Origin of the sequence: Streptomyces sp. NPDC014870, from assembly GCF_043081505.1 — a bacterium.
Taxonomy (GTDB): domain Bacteria; phylum Actinomycetota; class Actinomycetes; order Streptomycetales; family Streptomycetaceae; genus Streptomyces.
In genome coordinates this window covers 333,944-354,576 of sequence record NZ_JBIBWQ010000004.1, presented here as the reverse complement: position 1 = coordinate 354,576, position 20,633 = coordinate 333,944, and the positions used below count along the sequence as shown (strand labels likewise).

Annotated in this window: 20 protein-coding genes; 7 read left to right on the top strand and 13 right to left on the bottom strand. The window is 71.9% G+C overall.

Going from position 1 to position 20,633, the window contains the following annotated elements; translation table 11 throughout:
* Nucleotides 1-14: 14 nt before the first annotated feature.
* The 8 genes from hisF to hisD are packed head-to-tail and all read right to left on the bottom strand — an operon-like array spanning nucleotide 15 to nucleotide 5,769.
* The gene (gene hisF, locus ACF09C_RS14095; RefSeq protein WP_362428663.1) at nucleotides 15-770 is read right to left on the bottom strand and encodes an imidazole glycerol phosphate synthase subunit HisF; all 756 of its coding nucleotides are present in this window, start codon (nucleotides 768-770) and stop codon (nucleotides 15-17) included.
* Nucleotides 767-1,165, bottom strand: coding sequence for a RidA family protein (locus ACF09C_RS14090; protein WP_362428660.1), 399 nt, complete (start codon nucleotides 1,163-1,165; stop codon nucleotides 767-769). Before ACF09C_RS14090 ends, hisF begins: the two co-directional genes overlap by 4 nt.
* Nucleotides 1,162-1,899 (bottom strand): bifunctional 1-(5-phosphoribosyl)-5-((5-phosphoribosylamino)methylideneamino)imidazole-4-carboxamide isomerase/phosphoribosylanthranilate isomerase PriA, encoded by a 738-nt coding sequence (gene priA, locus ACF09C_RS14085; protein WP_392091733.1) that lies wholly within the window; start codon nucleotides 1,897-1,899, stop codon nucleotides 1,162-1,164. Before priA ends, ACF09C_RS14090 begins: the two co-directional genes overlap by 4 nt.
* A 2-nt stretch (nucleotides 1,900-1,901) precedes the next feature.
* Nucleotides 1,902-2,549, bottom strand: coding sequence for an imidazole glycerol phosphate synthase subunit HisH (gene hisH, locus ACF09C_RS14080; RefSeq protein ID WP_392091732.1), 648 nt, complete (start codon nucleotides 2,547-2,549; stop codon nucleotides 1,902-1,904).
* 5 nt (nucleotides 2,550-2,554) lie between these two features.
* Complete coding sequence (locus ACF09C_RS14075; protein WP_189599229.1) at nucleotides 2,555-2,722, bottom strand: hypothetical protein; 168 nt, start codon at nucleotides 2,720-2,722, stop codon at nucleotides 2,555-2,557.
* A 4-nt stretch (nucleotides 2,723-2,726) separates the two neighbouring features.
* Nucleotides 2,727-3,320, bottom strand: coding sequence for an imidazoleglycerol-phosphate dehydratase HisB (gene hisB, locus ACF09C_RS14070; RefSeq protein WP_030205445.1), 594 nt, complete (start codon nucleotides 3,318-3,320; stop codon nucleotides 2,727-2,729).
* Nucleotides 3,317-4,447: a histidinol-phosphate transaminase gene (locus tag ACF09C_RS14065; RefSeq protein ID WP_392091731.1), complete on the bottom strand. Its 1,131-nt coding sequence runs from the start codon at nucleotides 4,445-4,447 to the stop codon at nucleotides 3,317-3,319. The genes hisB and ACF09C_RS14065 overlap by 4 nt, the downstream gene beginning before the upstream one ends.
* A complete protein-coding gene (hisD, locus tag ACF09C_RS14060; RefSeq protein ID WP_392091730.1) occupies nucleotides 4,444-5,769 on the bottom strand; it encodes a histidinol dehydrogenase in 1,326 nt (441 codons plus the stop codon). Before hisD ends, ACF09C_RS14065 begins: the two co-directional genes overlap by 4 nt.
* Nucleotides 5,770-5,943: 174 nt before the next feature.
* On the opposite strand from hisD, the gene ACF09C_RS14055 reads away from it, so the two are divergent.
* The 4 genes from ACF09C_RS14055 (at nucleotide 5,944) to ybaK (ending at nucleotide 10,167) form a co-directional block, all read left to right on the top strand.
* Nucleotides 5,944-7,545, top strand: coding sequence for an oxidoreductase (locus ACF09C_RS14055; RefSeq protein ID WP_392091729.1), 1,602 nt, complete (start codon nucleotides 5,944-5,946; stop codon nucleotides 7,543-7,545).
* Nucleotides 7,546-7,814: 269 nt separating this feature from the next.
* The gene (locus ACF09C_RS14050) at nucleotides 7,815-8,912 is read left to right on the top strand and encodes a hypothetical protein (protein WP_392091728.1); all 1,098 of its coding nucleotides are present in this window, start codon (nucleotides 7,815-7,817) and stop codon (nucleotides 8,910-8,912) included.
* 5 nt (nucleotides 8,913-8,917) lie between these two features.
* Nucleotides 8,918-9,655 carry an LON peptidase substrate-binding domain-containing protein gene (locus tag ACF09C_RS14045; RefSeq protein WP_392091727.1) on the top strand — a complete coding sequence of 246 codons (738 nt, stop codon included), beginning with the start codon at nucleotides 8,918-8,920 and terminating at the stop codon, nucleotides 9,653-9,655.
* Nucleotides 9,656-9,669: 14 nt separating this feature from the next.
* Nucleotides 9,670-10,167, top strand: coding sequence for a Cys-tRNA(Pro) deacylase (gene ybaK, locus ACF09C_RS14040; protein WP_392091726.1), 498 nt, complete (start codon nucleotides 9,670-9,672; stop codon nucleotides 10,165-10,167).
* A 304-nt stretch (nucleotides 10,168-10,471) separates the two neighbouring features.
* Here the strand turns inward: ybaK and ACF09C_RS14035 are convergent, their stop codons facing one another.
* The 4 genes from ACF09C_RS14035 to ACF09C_RS14020 form a co-directional block, all read right to left on the bottom strand.
* A complete protein-coding gene (locus tag ACF09C_RS14035; RefSeq protein ID WP_392091725.1) occupies nucleotides 10,472-10,996 on the bottom strand; it encodes an ABC transporter permease in 525 nt (174 codons plus the stop codon).
* A gap of 142 nt (nucleotides 10,997-11,138) precedes the next feature.
* The gene (locus tag ACF09C_RS14030; protein WP_392092004.1) at nucleotides 11,139-11,957 is read right to left on the bottom strand and encodes an ABC transporter permease; all 819 of its coding nucleotides are present in this window, start codon (nucleotides 11,955-11,957) and stop codon (nucleotides 11,139-11,141) included.
* 70 nt (nucleotides 11,958-12,027) lie between these two features.
* The gene (locus tag ACF09C_RS14025) at nucleotides 12,028-12,999 is read right to left on the bottom strand and encodes an ABC transporter ATP-binding protein (protein WP_392092003.1); all 972 of its coding nucleotides are present in this window, start codon (nucleotides 12,997-12,999) and stop codon (nucleotides 12,028-12,030) included.
* A 37-nt stretch (nucleotides 13,000-13,036) separates the two neighbouring features.
* Entirely contained in the window at nucleotides 13,037-14,347 is a 1,311-nt protein-coding gene (locus ACF09C_RS14020; RefSeq protein ID WP_392091724.1) for an NYN domain-containing protein, read from the bottom strand.
* 226 nt (nucleotides 14,348-14,573) lie between these two features.
* On the opposite strand from ACF09C_RS14020, the gene ACF09C_RS14015 reads away from it, so the two are divergent.
* Nucleotides 14,574-14,747 carry a hypothetical protein gene (locus tag ACF09C_RS14015; RefSeq protein WP_175439074.1) on the top strand — a complete coding sequence of 58 codons (174 nt, stop codon included), beginning with the start codon at nucleotides 14,574-14,576 and terminating at the stop codon, nucleotides 14,745-14,747.
* Between the two features lie 82 nt (nucleotides 14,748-14,829).
* Here the strand turns inward: ACF09C_RS14015 and dnaE are convergent, their stop codons facing one another.
* Complete coding sequence (gene dnaE / locus ACF09C_RS14010; protein ID WP_392091723.1) at nucleotides 14,830-18,372, bottom strand: DNA polymerase III subunit alpha; 3,543 nt, start codon at nucleotides 18,370-18,372, stop codon at nucleotides 14,830-14,832.
* Between the two features lie 178 nt (nucleotides 18,373-18,550).
* Between dnaE and ACF09C_RS14005 the strand changes: the two genes are divergently transcribed.
* Nucleotides 18,551-19,876 carry a DUF2252 domain-containing protein gene (locus ACF09C_RS14005; protein ID WP_392091722.1) on the top strand — a complete coding sequence of 442 codons (1,326 nt, stop codon included), beginning with the start codon at nucleotides 18,551-18,553 and terminating at the stop codon, nucleotides 19,874-19,876.
* 62 nt (nucleotides 19,877-19,938) lie between these two features.
* The gene (locus ACF09C_RS14000; protein WP_392091721.1) at nucleotides 19,939-20,625 is read left to right on the top strand and encodes a hypothetical protein; all 687 of its coding nucleotides are present in this window, start codon (nucleotides 19,939-19,941) and stop codon (nucleotides 20,623-20,625) included.
* Nucleotides 20,626-20,633: the final 8 nt, after the last annotated feature.

Sequence of the window (20,633 nt, the reverse complement as noted above, 5' to 3'; positions counted from 1 at the left end):
AGGGGCTCAGGGGCTCAGCGGACCGGGTGGCCCGCCTCCCGCAGCGCACCCTTGACCTCGGAGATCCGCAGGTCGCCGAAGTGGAAGACGGAGGCCGCGAGGACCGCGTCCGCACCCGCCTCGATCGCCGGCGGGAAGTCGGACAGCTTGCCCGCGCCGCCGGAGGCGATCACCGGCACGGTCACGTGCTTGCGCACGGCCGCGATCATCTCGGTGTCGTAGCCGTCCTTGGTGCCGTCGGCGTCCATCGAGTTGAGCAGGATCTCGCCCGCGCCGAGATCGGCGGCGCGGTGGGCCCACTCGACGGCGTCGATGCCGGTGCCCTGCCGGCCGCCGTGCGTCGTCACCTCGAAGGAGCCCGAGGCCGTGCGTCGGGCGTCCACGGAGAGCACGAGCACCTGGCGGCCGAAGCGCTCCGCGATCTCGCGGATCAGCTCGGGCCGGGCGATCGCGGCCGTGTTGACGCCGACCTTGTCGGCACCGGCGCGCAGCAGCTTGTCGACGTCCTCCGCCGAGCGCACCCCGCCGCCCACGGTCAGCGGGATGAAGACCTGCTCGGCGGTGCGGCGCACCACGTCGTAGGTCGTCTCCCGGTTGCCGGAGGAGGCGGTGATGTCCAGGAAGGTCAGCTCGTCGGCGCCCTCGGCGTCGTACAGCTTGGCCATCTCGACGGGGTCACCCGCGTCGCGCAGGTTCTGGAAGTTGACGCCCTTGACGACCCGGCCGTTGTCCACGTCCAGGCAGGGGATCACACGTACGGCGAGACTCATGCCGACTCCCCTCGGTACGCCTCGACCTCGACCTCGACGACCAGACGCGGGTCGACGAAGCCGGAGACGATGATCATCGACGCGGCGGGGCGCACGGCGTCGAACAGCTCCTTGTGGGCGCGGCCGACCTCGTCCACGTCCCGGGCGTGCGTGATGTACATCCGGGTCCGTACGACGTGCTCCGGGCCCAGGCCCAGCTGCTTCAGCGCGGCGAAGGCCACGTCGAAGGAGTTGATCGCCTGGTCGTACGGACCGCCGTCGGCGATCTGGCCGCCCACGACCGAGGTGCAGCCGGAGACCAGGACCAGGCCGTTGGGCAGCTCGACCGCGCGGGAGTAGCCGAACTGCTCCTCCCAGGGCGCGCCGGTCACCACCTTGCGTACGGCGTCGGTCATACGGCGGCCACCGCCTCCAGCGCCTCCTCCAGGGTGAACGCCTTGGCGTACAGCGCCTTGCCGACGATCGCGCCCTCGACGCCCAGCGGGACGAGCCCGGACAGGGCGCGCAGGTCGTCCAGGGACGACACGCCGCCGGAGGCGACGACGGGCTTGTCGGTGGCCGCGCAGACGTTCCGCAGGAGCTCCAGGTTGGGGCCCTGCAGGGTGCCGTCCTTGGCGATGTCGGTGACGACGTAGCGGGAGCAGCCCTCGGAGTCGAGGCGGGCGAGCGTCTCGTAGAGGTCGCCGCCGTCGCGGGTCCAGCCGCGGCCGCGCAGCGTGGTGCCGCGCACGTCGAGGCCGACGGCGATCTTGTCGCCGTGCTCGGCGATGACCTTGGCGACCCACTCGGGGGTCTCCAGGGCGGCGGTGCCCAGGTTGACGCGGGTGCAGCCGGTGGCCAGGGCCGCGGCGAGCGAGGCGTCGTCGCGGATGCCGCCGGAGAGCTCGACCTTGATGTCCATGGCCTTGGCGACCTCGGCGATCAGCTCGCGGTTGTCGCCGGTGCCGAAGGCGGCGTCCAGGTCGACCAGGTGCAGCCACTCGGCGCCGGAGTTCTGCCAGGCGAGGGCGGCCTCCAGCGGGGAGCCGTAGGAGGTCTCCGTGCCGGACTCGCCGTGGACGAGGCGGACGGCCTGGCCGTCGCGGACGTCGACGGCGGGGAGGAGTTCGAGCAGGTTTCCAGAAGACACAGTCACAGCGTTGCGATCCAGTTCTTCAGCAGCTGGGCTCCGGCGTCGCCGGACTTCTCGGGGTGGAACTGGGTCGCCCACAGGGCGCCGTTCTCGACGGCCGCGACGAAGGGCTCGCCGTGGGTGGCCCAGGTGACCTTGGGGGCGCGCATGTTCGGGTTGCCGACCTCCAGGGTCCACTCGCGCACGCCGTAGGAGTGCACGAAGTAGAACCGGGCGTCGGCGTCGAGGCCCGCGAACAGCTCGCTGTCCTCGGGCGCGTCGACGGTGTTCCAGCCCATGTGGGGCACGATCGGGGCCTTCAGGGGCTCGACCGTACCGGGCCACTCGTCGAGACCCTCGGTCTCCACGCCGTGCTCGATGCCACGGGCGAAGAGGATCTGCATGCCGACGCAGATGCCCATGACGGGCCGTCCGCCGGAGAGCCGGCGGTCGACGATCCACTCGCCGCGGGCCTCCTTGAGGCCCTTCATGCAGGCGGAGAAGGCGCCGACGCCGGGGACCAGGAGTCCGTCGGCGTTCATCGCCGTGTCGTAGTCGCGGGTGATCTCGACGTCGGCGCCGACGTGGGCGAGGGCGCGCTCGGCGGAGCGGACGTTGCCGAAGCCGTAGTCGAAGACGACGACCTTCTTGGGGCTCGCAGTGCTCATGCCGCTCATTCCCAGATGCCCTGGATCCGAAGGACGCCCGCGACCAGGCACATCACGGAGGCGATGGCGAGGACGGCGATGACGCCCTTGGGCAGCTTCTGCTTGGAGAAGGAGTACACACCGCCGGCGAGGAAGAGCCCGACGACGATGAGGATGGTGGAGAGGCCGGTCATGGAGTTAGAGGGCGCCCTTCGTGGAAGGCAGGATGCCGGCCGCGCGCGGGTCGCGCTCGGAGGCGTAGCGCAGGGCCCGGGCCAGCGCCTTGAACTGGCACTCCACGATGTGGTGGGCGTTGCGCCCGTACGGCACGTGGATGTGGAGCGCGATCTGCGCCTGGGCGACGAAGGACTCGAAGATGTGCCGGGTCATCGTCGTGTCGTAGGAGCCGATCATCGGCGCCATGTTCTCGGGCTCGGTGTGCACCAGGTAGGGGCGGCCGGAGAGGTCGACGGTGACCTGGGCGAGCGACTCGTCCAGCGGGACCGTGCAGTTGCCGAAGCGGTAGATGCCGACCTTGTCGCCGAGCGCCTGCTTGAAGGCGGCGCCGAGCGCGAGGGCGGTGTCCTCGATGGTGTGGTGCGAGTCGATGTGCAGGTCGCCGTCGGTCTTGACGGTGAGGTCGAAGAGCCCGTGGCGGCCGAGCTGGTCGAGCATGTGGTCGTAGAAGCCGACACCGGTCGACACGTCGACCTTTCCGGTGCCGTCGAGGTCGATCTCGACGACGACGGAGGTCTCCTTGGTGGTGCGCTCGACTCTTCCTACGCGGCTCATGAGCCCTGCTCCTTCTTCAGTGCGCGAACCGCATCGAGGAACGCGTCGTTCTCTTCGGGGGTGCCGGCGGTGACCCGCAGCCAGCCCGGTACGCCGTTGTCCCGGACCAGGACGCCCCGGTCGAGGATCTTCCGCCAGGCCTCGTGGGAGCCCGCGGCTCCGTCGAAGCGGCCGAACTGGACGAAGTTGGCGTCGGACTCGGTGACCTCGTAGCCGATCGCCCGCAGCTCGGCGACCAGGCGGTCCCGCTCGGTCTTGAGCTGCTCGACGTACCCGAGGAGCGTATCGGTGTGCTCCAGGGCGGCGAGCGCGGTGGCCTGCGTGACGGCCGACAGGTGGTACGGCAGGCGGACGAGCTGCACGGCGTCGACGACGGCCGGGTGGGCGGCCAGATAGCCGAGGCGCAGTCCCGCGGCGCCGAAGGCCTTGGACATGGTGCGGGAGACGACGAGGTTCGGGCGGCCCTCGATCAGCGGCAGGAGCGAGTCCCGGTGGCTGAACTCGACGTACGCCTCGTCGACGACGACCAGCGAGGGCTTGGCGGCCTGGGCGGCCTCGTAGAGCGCGAGGACCGTCTCGGCCCCGACGGCCGTGCCGGTGGGGTTGTTGGGCGAGGTGATGAAGACGACGTCGGGACGGTTCTCGGCGATCGCCTTCTCGGCCGCCTCGACGTCGATGGTGAAGTCCTCGTTGCGCGGGCCGGAGATCCAGCCGGTGCCGGTGCCGCGCGCGATGAGCGCGTGCATCGAGTACGAGGGCTCGAAGCCGATGGCCGTACGGCCCGGGCCGCCGAAGGTCTGCAGCAGCTGCTGGAGGACCTCGTTGGAGCCGTTGGCCGCCCAGACGTTCTGGACGACGACCGGGTGCTTTCCGGTACGGGTGAGGTAGCGGGCCAGCTCGGTGCGCAGCTCGACCGCGTCCCGGTCGGGGTAGCGGTTGAGGCCGCGGGCGGCCTCGGCGACCCGCTCCGCGATCCGGGCCACGAGGGGCTCGGGCAGCGGGTAGGGGTTCTCGTTGGTGTTCAGCTGGACGGGGACGTCGAGCTGCGGCGCGCCGTACGGGGTCTTGCCGCGCAGCTCGTCCCGGATGGGGAGATCGTCGATGCCGATCGTGTCGTACGAGGTCACTTGCTCTCGGGCACCTTCCATCCGAACCGGGCCTTGAGCGCGGCGCCGTGCGCGGGCAGGTCCTCGGCCTCGGCGAGCGTGACCACGTGGTGGGTGACGTCGGCGAGGGCGTCGCGGGTGTAGTCCACGATGTGGACACCGCGCAGGAAGGACTGGACGGACAGACCGGAGGAGTGGCAGGCACAACCGCCGGTGGGCAGCACGTGGTTGGAGCCGGCGCAGTAGTCGCCGAGGGAGACCGGCGCCCAGGGGCCGACGAAGATCGCGCCCGCGTTGCGGACCCGCTCGGCGCGGGCGGCGGCGTCGGCGGTCTGGATCTCCAGGTGCTCGGCGCCGTACGCGTCGACGACCGTGAGGCCGTCCTCCAGGTCGTTGACGAGGACGATCGCGGACTGCTTGCCGGCCAGCGCCGGGACGATCCGGTCGTCGATGTGCTTGGTGGCGGCGACCTGGGTCTTCAGCTCGGCCTCGGTCGCCTCCGCGAGCTCCTCGGAGTCGGTGACGAGGACTGCGGCGGCCATCGGGTCGTGCTCCGCCTGGCTGATGAGGTCGGCGGCGACGTGCACGGGGTCGGCGGTGGAGTCCGCGAGGATCGCGATCTCGGTCGGGCCGGCCTCGGCGTCGATGCCGATGCGGCCGGTGAAGTACCGCTTGGCGGCGGCGACCCAGATGTTGCCGGGGCCCGTGACCATGTTGGCGGCGGCGCAGGACTCCGTGCCGTACGCGAACATCGCGACGGCCTGGGCGCCTCCGACGGCGTACACCTCGTCGATGCCGAGGAGCGCGCAGGCGGCGAGGATCGTGGGGTGCGGCAGCCCGCCGAACTCCTTCTGCGGCGGGGACGCGAGCGCGAGGGACTCGACGCCCGCCTCCTGCGCGGGGACGGCGTTCATGATCACGGAGGAGGGGTAGACGGAGCGGCCGCCGGGCACGTAGAGGCCGACGCGCTGGACCGGGATCCACTTCTCGGTGACGGTGCCGCCGGGCACGACCTGGGTGGTGTGCGTCGTATGGCGCTGGGCGCGGTGGACGATCCGGGCCCGGCGGATGGACTCCTCCAGGGCCGCGCGGACGGCGGGGTCGAGCCGCTCCAGGGCGTCGGCGAGCGCCTCGGCGGGTACGCGCACCTGCTCCAGGCGCACTCCGTCGAACTTCTCCCCGTACTCGACCAGCGCCGCGTCGCCCCGATGATGGACGTCCTCGCAGATGGGCCGCACCTTCTCCAGGGCGGCTTCCACGTCGAACTCGGCACGGGGCAGCAGGTCGCGCAGTGCGCCACCCTCGGGGAGGGCGTCGCCGCGCAGGTCGATACGAGAGATCACGGGTCAATTCTCGCAGACGCCCCACAAGCGCCGGACGCCTGTATCACTGGCTGATACGAGCCACTCTGGCGTCTTGTCGCCACAGCTGACCGTTAGCGTTCACTCCGTCACTCAGCGGGAAGAACGGCTGTACGAATCCAGGGAAGCGGGTTCGTGGAAAGCGAGGGGGCGGCAGTGACCGAGCCGCGCGAGGACGGAATGCCGGACGGTCTGACCGGGCCGGAGCGCGTCATGTGGCGGTCGTTCCGGATCGGCAGGACCTGCGATCTGAGCGAGGGGGAAGCGACGCGGGACGACCCGTTCGGGGCGCACGTCTGGGGTGAGGAGCGCAGTGTGCGCGCCGAGGTGGTGGCGCTGCTGCTGCTCGACGGCCCGCAGGCACGCTCGGGCCGGGTCGCGGCGCTCAAGCTGCGCGGGGTGCGGATCACCGGCGTGCTCAATCTGGCCGGCGGGACGATCGATCCGTACGTGGAGTGGAACCGCTGCCGCTTCGACCAGGAGCTGGTGCTGCCGGAGGCGCACTTCGGCACGGTGCGGATGGTGGAGTGCGCGATCCCGAGGATCGAGGCGGCGCGGCTGCACACCCAGGGCGATCTGCATCTGCCGCGCTGCCGGATCCAGCGCGGCATCCGGCTGACGGACGCCCAGATAGGGACGGACCTGCTGCTCAACCAGATCCGGGTGTGGCCGGACCGGCGCGGCCGGGCGATCACGGCGGACGGTCTGGTGGTCGCGCAGGACCTCCAGGCCGAGCTGATCGAGACCTACGGCGAGCTGAGCCTGCGCGGGGCGAAGGTCGGGGTGTCGCTGAGCCTGCGGGGCAGCGTGCTGCGCGGCGCGCAGCAGCGCCGCGCGCTGAACGCGCCGCAGCTGACGGTGGAGCGCTCGCTCCATCTGAACGCGGCGTGGGTGTACGAGGGCTCGGGGAACGCCACGGCCACTCCGCCGTACGGCATCGGGTACACCCCGGTGCGCGGGGCACAGCGCAAGCCGGTGGAGTGCCACGGCGGGGTGCGCCTGGACGACGGGCGGTTCGGCGACGCCGTGGACCTGCACTACGCCCGGTTCGTCCTCGACGGCTCGAAGCGGGAGGAGGTGTCGCTGCGCCGGATCGTGACGCCGGAGCTGCGGTTCAACGGGGAGCAGCCGGAGGAGGGCCGGGTGGTGCTCAACGGCGCCCGGGTGGTGACGCTCATCGACCTCTCCACGAGCTGGCCCGGCCCCGGCGGCCTGTCGATGAACGGCTTCGTCTACGAGAACCTCGTGCCGTACGGGCACTTCCCGCTGGCGCGGCGCCTGGAGTGGGTCGCGGCGGCGACCCCGGAGTACGCCCCGGAGCCGTACGAACGCCTGGCGACGGTCCTGCGCAACAGCGGGGAGGACGCGGACGCCCGGGAGGTGCTGCTCGCCAAGCAGCGCAGACGCCGGGAGACCCTGCCGGTGGCCGGCAAGCTCTGGGGCCACCTCCAGGACTGGACGGTGGCGTACGGCTACCGCCCGGGCCGGGCCGCACTGTGGATGGCGGTGCTCTGGGCGGCGGGCGCGCTGGCGTTCTCGCGCCACGACCCGGTGCCGCTGAAGGCGGAGGAGTCGCCGAACTGGAGCGCCACGCTGTACGCGCTGGATCTGCTGCTGCCGGTGATCAATCTCGGCCAGGACGGCTACTGGCGCCTGGAGGGCGTGTGGCAGTGGTTGGCGACGGCGCTCATCCTGCTGGGCTGGGTGCTCGCGACGACCGTGGCGGCGGGGGCGTCCCGGCTGCTGCGGCGCGGCTGAGGCCGGCTACCGCCCGGAACACCGGAGCGAACGGAAGCCCACCGGACGGACGGCCGGGCCGAACGGAAGCCCACCGAAGCCGACGGAACCCCCGGCGACGCCCGCGGCGACCCGTGGGAGTCGTGTGACCAAGGGGGCGGATTGCGCCAACCTCCGCCTCTTTCTTTACGCTGTCTTGACCATCTGGAGGACAACTTTCCCGCCACTACCAAAGCTTCACAGTCGCCCACTGGCGCCGCTCCCACCTGCGGTTTTCAATGGTCCGCACCATGACTTTGCTCCGTGCCCTGATCGGCACCGCCCGTCTGGTCCGGCACGCGCCGCGGCTCACCGCCGCACTGCCGCCGGACGACGACGTGCTGCTCGACGTGCCGGACGAGCGGCTCGCCCCGGCGCTGATCGCGGCCGCGCTCGCCGATCCCGAGCCCGCGGCCAAGCTGCTCGCGACGACCCGGGACGGCGCCGAGTGGGAGGCCAGGGACCGGTACGTGGCCCGGCTCGCCACGTTCGCGTACAGCCGTGACGAGTGGCTGACCCGCTGGCTGGAGGCCGCCCCGCGCGACCCCGACGCGCTGCTTGTGAAGGCCGAGCTGGCGGTGCGCCGGGCCTGGGAGTCGCCCGCCCGCGCGGAGCGGCTGCGCGAGCTGGGGCCGCTGATCGACGCGGCGGCCGAGGCCTCGCCCGGCGACCCGGTGCCCTGGCGGCTGGCCCTCGACCACGCGCGGGGCACGCACGCGGGGCACGCGGCCTTCGAGTCGCTCTGGGAGCAGGCCGTGCGCCGCTCCCCGCACCACTACGGCTGCCACATCGCCGCGCTGCGCTACCTCTCGGCCCAGTGGTACGGCTCGCACCGCGAGTGCTTCGACTTCGCCGAGCAGGCCGCCGAGGACGCCCCACCCGGCTCCCTGGCCCGGGTCCTCCCCGTCAACGCGGCCTTCGCCCAGTACCTCACGGGCACCGGCCCGACGCCGGACGACCGGATCGACGCGGCTGCGGACCGGGGTCTTGTGCTGTCGGCGGCGTACCCGGAGGGCGATGCCTGGCCGGCCGAGGTCCGCAACCTCCTGGTCTACGTCCTGGTCCGGCGGGGGCGCTGGGAGGAGGCGCTGGAGGAGTTCCGGAGGATCGGCCCGTACGCCACCTCGTTCCCCTGGGCGCTGGTGGGCGACGACCCGCTCAACGGTTTCCTGGAGACCCGGGACGCGGTACGGGCGCAGGTGGCCCGGGCGATGCCGCTGCGGGACGAGGGGCGCGGGAGGGGCCGCGGCGCGGGGTTCGGAACCGGCCGCGACACCGCTGTCCCGGCGGGGTGGCGGACCGGTCATGGACGGGCCGACCGGAGCGGGCCCGGCGGCCATTACGCTTGACCGCTGTGACCCCCGCTCGCCTGCCTCTCTTCCCGCTCAACACGGTGCTGTTCCCGGGCCTCGTGCTGCCCCTGAACGTGTTCGAGGAGCGGTATCGCGCCATGATGCGCGAGTTGCTCAAGACCGACGACTCGGAGCCCCGCCGCTTCGCCGTCGTCGCGATCCGCGACGGCCGTGAGGTCGCGCCGACGGCGCCGGGGATGCCGGACCCGACGGCGATGCCGGAGAAGGGACCCGCGGCGGGCTTCGGCCCGGACCCCGTCCAGGCGTTCCACCGGGTCGGCTGCATCGCCGACGCGGCGACGATCCGGGAGCGGGCGAACGGCAGCTTCGAGGTGATGGCCACCGGGACGACCCGGGTGAAGCTGCTGTCGGTGGACGCGAGCGGGCCGTTCCTGGTGGCGGAGGTCGAGGAGATCCCGGAGGAGCAGGGCGACGAGGCGGGCACGCTCGCGGAGGGCGTGCTGCGGGCGTTCCGGAGCTACCAGAAGCGGTTGGCGGGGGCGCGGGAGCGGTCGCTGACGACGAGCGAGCTGCCGGACGACCCGTCGGTGGTGTCGTACCTGGTCGCGGCGGCCGCGGTCCTGGACACCCCGGCGAAGCAACGACTGCTCCAGGCCCCGGACACGGCGACGCGGCTGCGCGAGGAGCTGACGCTGCTGCGGTCGGAGACGGCGGTGCTGCGGCACCTGCCGTCGCTGCCCGCGGTGGAGCTGACCCGGGCGCCGACGAGCCCGAACTGACGGAGGAGCGCGGAGTGGCGAAGAAGCAGAAGAAGCAGACGGGCGGCACCCCGGCGACGGTCGCCCTGACGGCGGCCGGGGTGACCTACACCGTCCACTCCTACGACCACGACCCGGCGTCCGCCTCCTACGGCGAGGAGGCCGCGGAGGCCCTGGGCGTCTCCCCCGACCGGGTCTTCAAGACGCTCGTGGCCGACGTCGACGGCGAACTGACGGTCGCGGTCGTCCCGGTCGCCGGCCAGCTGGACCTCAAGGCCCTGGCCTCGGCGGTCGGCGGCAAGCGCGCGACGATGGCGGACCCGAACCTGGCGGAGCGCACGACGGGCTACGTCCGAGGCGGCATCTCCCCCCTGGGCCAGCGCAAGCGCCTCCGCACGGTCCTGGACGCCTCGGCGTCCACCCACGAGACGATCTGCGTCTCGGCGGGCCGCCGAGGCCTGGAGGTCGAACTCACCCCCACGGCCCTGACGACCCTGACCGCAGCAGTCCTGGCCCCGATCGGCCGAGGCTAGCCCTCCGGGCGGTCGCTACGGACACGGCACCTCTACGTCCCCGGCCAGTGGCGGGGCAGCCCGCCCCCGGCTCGACAGCAGCCCCAGCCCCTCGCGGCGCGTAGCGGCCGCGCCCGCCCCGCCGGGGCAGCCCTCAGCCCTTCGCGGCGCGAAGCCGCCGCGCCGGCCACCGGGGAGGCAGTCCCCCTTTCGCGGCGCGAAGCCGCCGCGCCCGCGGGTACAGGGGGGCGGAGCCCCCGGTCTCGTCAGAGTTTGGGGGAGGGGTGGCCTGGGGGGAAATCCCCCGGCCCCCGCCCCGCACGGGTCACGACGTCGGGGTCGGGTCCTCCGGCCACGTCGGCTCCGGGTCTCTCGGGCCGAAGAGGGCCGTCAGGACCAGGTGGACGATCATGGCCGCCAACGGCCAGGCCAGCAGCGCCCCCGCCCACATCTCCAGCTTCAGCGGCGCGTCGAAGACGACGTTCGCGCCGACCTCCCGCGCGTGCGCGACCACGTCGTGGGTCGGGCCGAGGTACGTGCCGACGCCCCACCCGAGCGCCGAGCCCAGCACACCGCCCGCCGCAAGCCCGAGCACCAGCGCCACGCCGCCGTGGCGGTGGATCAGGAAGACCAGCGCCGCCGCCCCCGCGCCGAAGCCGAGCGCGAGCAGCACGAACGTGCCGTCCGCACCGACCGCCGCCTCCCCCTCGCTGCTCCGCAGGAACACCGCCTTGCCGTCCGAGATCAGCGGCACCCTCGGCGCGAGCCACAGCCACAGCAGCCCCAGGGCCACGCCTGCCACCGTCGAGACCGCGGCCACCACGGCGGCCTGCCGCAGCTCCGTGGCCACGCTCGGGCCCCCGTCGTCCGCGGGCAGCGGCGGATAGTGCGCCGGCCACCCGTGCGGCGGCACAGCATCGTTCGGTGGCTGGTGAGGCGGTGTCAGGGGTGCGGTCACCCCGCCATCGTGCCAGGTCCGCGAGGCGCCCGCCTCAGCGGACCGCCGCCCGGCGATACGCCCAGGTCGCCACCGTGAGCGAGACCACCCCGACCACCCCGCACACCGCGAGGTCCAGACCGACCGCCGCCCAGTCCGGACGCGCGTCGAAGGTCCTGGCCAGCGCCTCCACCCCGTACGTCGACGGCAGCAGGTCCCGCGCCCAGCCGATCGGTCCCGGCAGCCGCTCCGGCGGCAGCACGCCCAGGAGCAGCGCGGCCGACATGCCCAGCTGCCCGAGCAGTGTCGCGAACTCCTGACGCGGCGCGAGCAGCCCGAGCGCGGCGCCCAGTCCGGCGAGCGCGGCGCCCGCCAGCGGCACGACCGCCGCGAGGATCCAGAGGTGGCCCAGCGGCAGCCCGAAGAGCAGGGAGCCGATCACCGCGGTGACCGCCGTCCCCGGCACGGTGAAGGACGCGTAAGCCCCCGCCGCCCCGAGCACCACGGCCGCGGGCGGCACCGGCAGGGTGGCGTAGTGGTCGAGGCCGCCGGTCGCCCGCAGCTGGCCGAAGTACTGGGCGAGCAGGTTCAGCGCGACGAACGCGACGACGAGCACCGAGGAGCCCGCCACCACGGCCCGCGCCTCCGAACCGCCGTCGACGACGCCCCGCATCAGGACCATGATCCCGACGGACTGGAACGTCGCCACGAAGAGCAGGGGGATGCGGGAGACCCGGGCCCGCGAGAGCTGCGCGCGGTACACCGCGGCGAGCGCGGGCAGCAGCCGGGCGCGCGGCGCCAGCGGCGCGGCCCGGCGCGCGGCCTCCGACCCGTCGGAGTCCCCGGCGGTCCGGATCTCGGAGGACGCCGACACCGGCGACGACGAAGCCGCCCCCGACCCCGACGCGGCCTGGGCGGGCACGATACTCACTCCGTACAGCTCCTCATGCCTTGACCAACCCCTGCGTCTCCCCGCCCAGCGCCAGATACACGTCCTCCAGGCTCGGCGTCGCCAGCGTGAAGTCGTCCAGGGCCGCGAACGCCGCCCCGCCCGTCACCGCCGCGACCGTCGCCCTGGCCTGGTCCGGGGCGAGCCGGAGCGTCCAGCGCCGCCCGGTCTCCTGCACGAGCGGGCGCAGCGCGGCGACCTCGGGCACCTCCAGCGGGGCGCGCTCGCGCCATACAAGATCGACCCGCACCTCGCCCGCGACCCGCTCCTTGAGCCCGGCCGGGGTGTCGCAGGCGATGACCCGGCCGCGCTCCAGCACCGCGACGCGGTCCAGTACGGTCTCGGCCTCGATCACGTTGTGGGTGACGAGCAGCACGGTGGTGCCGTGCTCGGCGCGCCGCCGGTCGACGGCGGACCAGACGGCCCGCCGGGCGACCGGGTCCATCCCGGTGGTGGGCTCGTCGAGGACCAGGATCGGCCGCTCGCCGACGAGCGCGGCGGCGACACAGGCGAGCCGCCGCTGTCCGCCGGAGAGCTTTTTCAGCGGCCGGCCGGCCAGCTCGGTCAGGCCCAGCTCGTCGAGGACCGCGTCCTTCTCGGCCCGGGCGTCACGGGCGGAGAGCCCCCGCAGCCGCGCCGTGGTCTCGGCGGCGAGCGCGACCGTCAGCTCGTCGAGCGCGGTGGACTCCTGGCCGAGGTGGGCGAGCAGGCGCGCGGCACGCTCCGGATGGCGTACGAGGTCGTGGCCGAGCATCTCGACGGTGCCGGAGTCGGGGCGCATCAGTCCGGTCAGCTGGCGGACCAGCGTGGACTTGCCGGCGCCGTTGGGCCCGAGCAGGCCGAAGATCTCACCGCCCCCGACCTCGAGGCTGATCCCGTCGGTGGCGCGGACCTCGGGCGTCGCGGGCGTCCCCCGCCGGGCGCGCGCGGCGGGGTACGTCTTGACCAGATCGCGCACCACGCACACCGTACTCACGGGGGGAGAGCCTACGGGGTCCCCCGCGCTACTCCCCAGCGGGGGCGCGTTCCGCGGCGGCCCGGACGTCGATCTCGCGCCAGAATCCGGCCCTGATCGCGTACCGGTCGTGCTCGTCGATCTGGTCGTCCTTGTGGGCGAGGAGGCCGAACCTGGCGGCGTACCGGAGCAGTTCGCCGTCGATGCGGTGCGGGATCCGCGGGTACATGAGGGAGAGCTTCTGGACGTGGCTCTGTTCGGGGAGCCGTTCCATCCAGCGGCGGGCGAACACCTGCCCGACCTCGAAGGGGTCGCCGCCGACGGTGGTGATGTCCTCCTCGCGGTCCGCCCAGCGCTGCTCGGCGCTGGTGAGCTGGGCGAGGGTCGGCAGGGACGCCGTCTCGGGCGGCTCGCCAAGGGCGGCGGCGGGGCGGTCGATCCAGCCCTTGTCGGAGGACCAGCGGAGGGTGGCGCCGGCGGGCTGGTGCGCGCCCGAGCCGCCTGCGGCGCCCGGGGTGCCGGGCCCGCGCAGCCCGGCCAGGTCCTTGGGGGTGGGGACGCCCTTGCCCGCGGTCGGCGCGGGAACGGCGGGCGGCGCCTCGGCCGGCGCGGGCGCGGCGGTCTCGGGGGCGGCGGCACCGTTGTGCACGGAAGGGTGCACGGCCGTGTGCGCGGAAGCGGCCGCCGCCGCTTCGGCGGCCCGTTCGGCGGAGGCGGCGAGCGCCGACTCGGGCAGCGGGGCGGAGAGGATCGCGGCGATCTCGGGGCGCGGGGCCGGCGGGGGCGCGCAGATCCCGGTGAGGTCCTTGGCGCGGACGGCCCGGGTGATCCAGGCCCGGTCGAGGACCCGGCGTTCGTCGGCCTCGGCGACGAGGTCCTCCGACTGGTTGTAGTCGCCGTCGGCGGCCTGGACGGCCCAGAGGTGGACGGCGACGCCGTGCTCCTTGGCGGACATCAGGCCGGGCAGCAGGTCGCCGTCACCGGTCACGAGGACCACGTCGGAGCAGGCCCGGTTCCTGGCCAGCTCGGTCAGCTCGGCGTGCATGGCGGCGTCGACGCCCTTCTGGGCCCAGCGGCCGTCGCTGCGGGTCAGCGCGCCGAGCCGGACGGTCACCCGGGGCATCACACGGAGCCTGCGGTGCTCGGGCTGGGGCACCCGGTCGGGTGCGCCGTCGAACCAGTAGATGCGCAGCAGGGGCTGCTCGGTGTCCGCCTCGGCCCGTTCGCGCAGGTTCTGGATGAGCGCGGCGTGGTCGACGGTGATCCTGGAACGGGCCGGTTCCCCGGCGAGAAGGCTCGCGGCGGCGCCCAGCAGATAGCCGGCGTCCACCAGAACGACGCAGCGGTCCACGTGTTCCACCCTCTTTCGGGAACCTCGGGATCGGAAGTTGCTTCGGGTTTCCTTCGAGTCTGCCCGAACGCCGTGAGGTTGACGGTCGGAACTGGATCATCGGCGTGGCGAATGTCACTGCGCCCGGCCCCACCGGCCCGTTCACTGTCGGTAATGATCCAAAATGCGGCGGTTCACACCGTGTGTGAGTCTGACAGCGGCCCTGGCCCCGAGATCCCCTTGAGGAGGCATCACCATGGCCAAGAATCGCAAGCAGAACCGTAGTCAGCAGCAGTCCTCGCCGGCCGAGCGCGGCGCCCAGCAGGCGCAGCAGTCGTCGATGGAATCGCAGGCCGAGCAGCGCGCCTCGCAGGTCACCCCCGGTGACATGGCACGCAAGGGCCGGCAGAAGCGCTTCGGTCACAACTGACCGCGCGTAACCCCGGAAGGGGCGCACCCGTGACGACGGGCGCGCCCCTTCCGCGCGTACGGACGCAGCCGGCGGTCGGCCGCTATCCGGCCAGGCAGGACGGGCCGAGCAGCACCTTCAGATCGCCGAAGAGCGCGGGATCGGGCGTGACCCGGTGCCGGTCGAGCCGCAGGACGGTCGTGGTGCGGGGGCCCTGGAGCTTGATCCGTACCTCGGTATTGCCCTTGTGGTGCCCGAGGATCTCGCCCAGCCGGCTGACCATGGGCGGGGTGACCTTGACCGTCGGGATGGTGAGGATGACGGGCGCGTTGGTCCCGGCGTTCGACAGGTCGGGGACCATCAGCTCCATGGCGACGAGCCGGGGCACGTCCTCGCGCTTGTCGAGACGGCCCTTGACGAAGACGACGGTGTCCTCGACGAGCTGGGTGGAGACCAGCTGGTACGTGGCCGGGAAGAACATGCACTCGATGGAGCCGGCCAGGTCCTCGACGGTGGCGATGGCCCAGGCGTTGCCCTGCTTGGTCATCTTCCGCTGGAGGCCGGAGATGATGCCGCCGATGGTGACGACCGCGCCGTCCGCGTGCTCACCGCCGGTGAGCTGGGAGATCGCCGCGTCCGTCTTGTCGGAGAGGACGTGCTCGATGCCGAAGAGCGGGTGGTCGGAGACGTAGAGGCCGAGCATCTCGCGCTCCTGGGCGAGCAGGTAGGACTTCTCCCACTCGACGTCGGAGAACTCCACGTCCAGGCCGAAGCCGGGCTCGTCGCTGGTCTCGTCGCCCATGCCGCCGAACAGGTCGAACTGTCCCTCGGCCTCCTTGCGCTTGACCGCCACCACGTTGTCGATCATCGGCTCGTGGTGCGCGACCAGGCTCTTGCGGGTGTGGCCCATCTCGTCGAAGGCGCCGGCCTTGATCAGCGACTCGATGGTCCGCTTGTTGCAGACGACGGCCTCGACCTTGTCGAGGAAGTCGGGGAACGACGAGTACTTCCCCTTGGCCTTGCGCGATTTGATGATCGACTCGACGACGTTGGTGCCGACGTTGCGGACCGCGGAGAGGCCGAAGAGGATCACGTCGTCGCCCTGGGCGGCGAAGTTCGCCTCCGACTCGTTCACGTTCGGCGGCAGGACCTTGATGCCCATCCGGCGGCACTCGTTCAGATAGACCGCGGACTTGTCCTTGTCGTCCTTGACCGAGGTCAGCAGTCCGGCCATGTACTCGGCGGGGTGGTTCGCCTTGAGGTACGCGGTCCAGTAGGAGACCAGGCCGTACGCGGCGGAGTGCGCCTTGTTGAAGGCGTAGCCGGCGAACGGCACCAGGACGTCCCAGAGGGCCTGGATCGCCTCGTCGCTGAAGTCGTTCTTCCGGGCCCCCTCCTGGAAGATCGTGAAGTTCTTCGCCAGTTCCTCGGGCTTCTTCTTGCCCATCACGCGGCGGAGGATGTCGGCCTCGCCGAGGGAGTACCCGGCGATGATCTGGGCGGCCTTCTGCACCTGCTCCTGGTACACGATGAGGCCGTAGGTGACCGCGAGCACCTCTTCGAGCGGCTTCTCCAGCTCGGGGTGGATCGGGGTGATCTCCTGCTGCTTGTTCTTGCGCAGGGCGTAGTTCGTGTGCGAGTTCATGCCCATCGGGCCCGGCCGGTACAGGGCCGAGACGGCGGAGATGTCTTCGAAGTTGTCGGGCTTCATCAGCCGCAGCAGCGAGCGCATGGGGCCGCCGTCGAACTGGAAGACGCCGAGCGTGTCACCCCGGCAGAGCAGTTCGTACGTCTTGGGGTCGTCCAGCGGCAGGGCCAGCAGGTCGAGGTCGATCCCCTTGTTGCTCTTCACCATCTTGACGGCGTCGTCCATGATCGTGAGGTTCCTGAGGCCCAGGAAGTCCATCTTGATCAGGCCGAGCGACTCGCACTGCGGGTAGTCCCACTGCGTGATCGTCACGCCGTCGGTGTGGCGCACCCAGATCGGGGCGTGGTCCACGATCGGCTCGCTGGACATGATCACGCCGGCGGCGTGCACGCCCATCTGCCGGACCAGGCCCTCCACACCCTTGGCGGTGTCGATGACCTTCTTCACGTCCGGCTCGTTCTCGTACATCGCGCGGATCTCGCCGGCCTCGCTGTAGCGCGGGTGCGAGGGGTCGGTGATGCCGTTGAGGTCGATGCCCTTGCCGAGGACGTCGGCGGGCATGGCCTTGGTGAGCCGGTCACCCATGGCGTACGGGTAGCCGAGGACGCGGGCGGAGTCCTTGATGGCGTTCTTCGCCTTGATCTTTCCGTACGTGCCGATCATGGCGACCTTGTCGGCGCCGTACTTCTCGGTGACGTACCGGATCACCTCGACGCGCCGACGCTCGTCGAAGTCGATGTCGACATCGGGCATGGAGACGCGCTCGGGGTTGAGGAACCGCTCGAAGATCAGTCCGTGCGGGATCGGGTCGAGGTCGGTGATGCCCATGGCGTACGCGACGATCGAGCCGGCCGCGGAGCCTCGGCCGGGGCCGACGGCGATGCCCTGGCTCTTGGCCCACATGATGAAGTCGGCGACGACGAGGAAGTAGCCGGGGAACCCCATCTGGATGATGACGTCCATCTCGTACTCGGCCTGCTGCTGCCGGTCCTCGGGGACGCCACCGGGGTAGCGGCGGGCCATGCCGCGCCGCACCTCCTCCTTGAACCAGGTGGTGTTGGTGAAGCCCTCCTCCGGGATGTCGAACTTCGGCATGAGGTCGCGCGGCTCGAACATGCCGGTGGTGTCGATCTGCTCGGCGACCAGGAGCGTGTTGCGGCAGCCCTCCTGCCAGGCGTCCGAGGAGTCGACGGCGTACATCTCGTCCGTGGACTTCAGGTAGTAGCCGGTGCCGTCGAACTTGAAGCGGTCCGGGTCGGAGAGGTTCTTGCCGGTCTGGATGCAGAGCAGGGCGTCGTGGGCGGTCGCCTCGTGCGCGTAGGTGTAATGCGAGTCGTTGGTGACCAGCGGCGGGATGCCGAGCTTCTTGCCGATCTCCAGGAGCCCGTCGCGGACCCGGCGCTCGATCTCGATGCCGTGGTCCATCAGCTCCAGGAAGTACCGGTCCTTGCCGAAGATGTCCTGGTACTCGGAGGCGGCCTTCAGGGCCTCGTCGAACTGGCCGAGGCGCAGCCGGGTCTGCAGCTCGCCCGAGGGGCAGCCGGTGGAGGCGATCAGGCCCTCGGACCACTGGGAGATGGTCTCCTTGTCCATCCGCGGCCACTTCTGGAGCCAGCCCTCGGCGTAGGCGTCGGAGGAGAGCTTGAAGAGGTTGTGCAGTCCGGTGTTGTTCGCCGCCCAGATCGTCTTGTGGGTGTAACCACCGGAGCCGGAGACGTCGTCCCGCTTCTGGTGCGGCTGGCCCCACTGGATCTTCCGCTTGTTCCGCCGGGACTCGGGGGCGACGTACGCCTCGATGCCGATGATCGGGGTGACCCCGGCCTTCTTGGCCGAGTGGAAGAAGTCGTACGCGCCGTGCAGGTTGCCGTGGTCGGACATGGCGATATGGGTCATGCCCATCTCGTTGCACGCGTTGAACATGTCCTTGAGCCGCGCGGCACCGTCCAGCAGCGAGTACTGGGTGTGGACGTGAAGGTGCGTGAAGGGCGGCTTGGTCACGGCGGGAGGCCTCCGGAAACGCTGGCTTACAGGCTGCGGACAGCCTGGGGGGACAGCGTGGAAGTCTACGTCGGCGGACTGACAGTCGGCGGGCACTCGGGAGTACGGTCGCGCGTTGAGAGACTCAGAACACCTGTCCCAATTGTCATGAACAGTCTTGCAGCCAGGAGGCATCTCGATGTCGGTCCCCCAGCCCACCGCCACGGAGCGCGGTGAGCAGATCCTCACCGTCTTCGACACCGCCTTCGGAGAGCTGCTCGCGGCCGACCCCGCCGCCTTCCGCGTCAAGTTCCGGAAGATGGCCGGCTCCGCCTTCGCCTTCTACCGGGGCACGGCCTGCCTCTTCTACGCCGACCTGGAGAGCGAGCGGCCCGACGGTCCGTATCTGGACGAGCGGACCGGCCGGGTGTGGATCCACGGCGATCTGCACGCGGAGAACTTCGGCACGTACATGGACGCCAACGGCCGCCTGGTCTTCAACGTCAACGACTTCGACGAGGCGTACGTCGGCCCCTTCACCTGGGACCTGAAGCGGCTCGCCGCCTCGCTCGCGCTGATCGGCTACGCGAAGGCGCTCAGTGACGAGCAGATCACGGAGCTGGTGAGGGTCTACGCCGCCGCCTACCGGGAGCGCATCCACGCCCTGGCGACCGGCGCCAAGGACGACGAGCTGCCGCCCTTCACCCTGGACACCTCCGAGGGCCCGCTCCTGGACGCCCTGCGCGTGGCCCGCTCGCTGACCCGGTTCGGGCTGCTCGACTCGATGACGGAGATCCGCGAGTACGAGCGCCGCTTCTCCTCCGGCGGCGGCTCCATCGAGCTGGACGCGGCGACGCGCTACAAGGTGCTCGCGGCCTTCGACGGCTATCTGGAGACCCTGCCGGAGTCCTCGCTCGCGCGCCCCGACTCGTACCGCGTCAAGGATGTCGTCGGGCGGCGCGGGATCGGCATCGGCTCGGCCGGTCTCCCGTCGTACAACATCCTTCTGGAGGGCAACAGCGACGCCCTGGAGAACGATGTCGTCATCTACATGAAGCAGGCCCAGACACCGGCCGTCTCGCGCCACGTCACGGACGCCGCGGTGCGGGGCTACTTCCAGCACGAGGGGCACCGCACGGTCATCTCGCAGCGGGCGCTGCAGGCGCACGCGGACCCGTGGCTGGGCTGGACGGAGCTGGACGGCTCCGGGCAGCTGGTCGCGGAGGTCTCGCCGTACGCGGTGGACCTGGACTGGTCGGACATCGACGACCCGGAGGAGATCGCGGCGACCGTGGCCGACCTCGGGCGGGCGACGGCGACAATGCACGCGGCGGCGGACGACTCCAGCGGCCACTCCCTGGTGCCGTTCTCCACGGAGCGGGCCATCGACGCGGCGATCGCGGCCGACGAGGAGGGCTTCGCCGAGCTCCTGGTCGACTTCGCCCACGGCTACGGGGCACGCGCGCGTGCGGACCACCAGATCTTCGTGGACCTGTTCCGCAACGGCCGGATCCCGGGCCTGTAGGCGGTTCACAGGCAGCCCTTAAGGGGCCCTTACAGGAAGGCATGGCACACTCTCCAGCGACTATGGACATATCAGGGAAGCGGCTCAGGGGGCTGCGGGCGGCGCTCTTCACGGCACTGGTCGTGACGCTGTCCGCCGGTTCCCATGTCCTGCTCTCGCAGGTTCCGCTGCCCCTGCTGACCGTGGGGCTGCTCTCGGCCGGTGTCTTCGCCGTCGCGTACGCGCTGGCCGGCCGGGAGCGCGGCTTCGGCCCGATCGCCGCGCTGCTCGTCCCGCTGGAGCTGGCCGCCGACACGATCTTCACCACCGGCCAGGCGGTCTGTTACGGCCCCGCCGGCGGCCCGGTCGCCGGTTCGCTGCGCGCGGTGGGCGTGGACGTCCTGTGCGGCGGCGCCGTCGGCACTCCGCTGCCGGGTGTCGCCGCGCCGGAGAGCGGGACCGCCGCCGCGCTGCTCAGCTCCCCCGCGCCGGCCCTGCCGTGGCTGCTGCTCGCCGCCCATGTGTCGGTCGGTCTGTTCGCGGCGGCCTGGCTGCGGCACGGCGAGCGGGCGCTCGCCCGGCTGATCGGCGCCGTCGCGGCCTTCGCGTTCCGGCCCCTGATGGTCGTCGCCGCGCTTTTCGGCGCGCCCCGCCCGGTGTCCGGGCGCGCGGGCCGCCCGGCGGACCGGCCGCGCCCGTCCCGTACGCGCCTGCTCGTGCACTCCGTCGGACGGCGGGGACCGCCCCGCTCGGGCTTCGCCCTCACCTGAGCACCGCA

Coding starts and splice junctions, on each gene's coding strand:
- hisF (WP_362428663.1), bottom strand. CDS start 770: ATGAGTCTCGCCGTACGTGTGATCCCCTGCCTGGACGTGGACAACGGC.
- ACF09C_RS14090 (WP_362428660.1), bottom strand. CDS start 1,165: ATGACCGACGCCGTACGCAAGGTGGTGACCGGCGCGCCCTGGGAGGAG.
- hisH (WP_392091732.1), bottom strand. CDS start 2,549: ATGAGCACTGCGAGCCCCAAGAAGGTCGTCGTCTTCGACTACGGCTTC.
- ACF09C_RS14075 (WP_189599229.1), bottom strand. CDS start 2,722: ATGACCGGCCTCTCCACCATCCTCATCGTCGTCGGGCTCTTCCTCGCC.
- hisB (WP_030205445.1), bottom strand. CDS start 3,320: ATGAGCCGCGTAGGAAGAGTCGAGCGCACCACCAAGGAGACCTCCGTC.
- ACF09C_RS14050 (WP_392091728.1), top strand. CDS start 7,815: ATGACTTTGCTCCGTGCCCTGATCGGCACCGCCCGTCTGGTCCGGCAC.
- ACF09C_RS14015 (WP_175439074.1), top strand. CDS start 14,574: ATGGCCAAGAATCGCAAGCAGAACCGTAGTCAGCAGCAGTCCTCGCCG.
- ACF09C_RS14005 (WP_392091722.1), top strand. CDS start 18,551: ATGTCGGTCCCCCAGCCCACCGCCACGGAGCGCGGTGAGCAGATCCTC.
- ACF09C_RS14000 (WP_392091721.1), top strand. CDS start 19,939: ATGGACATATCAGGGAAGCGGCTCAGGGGGCTGCGGGCGGCGCTCTTC.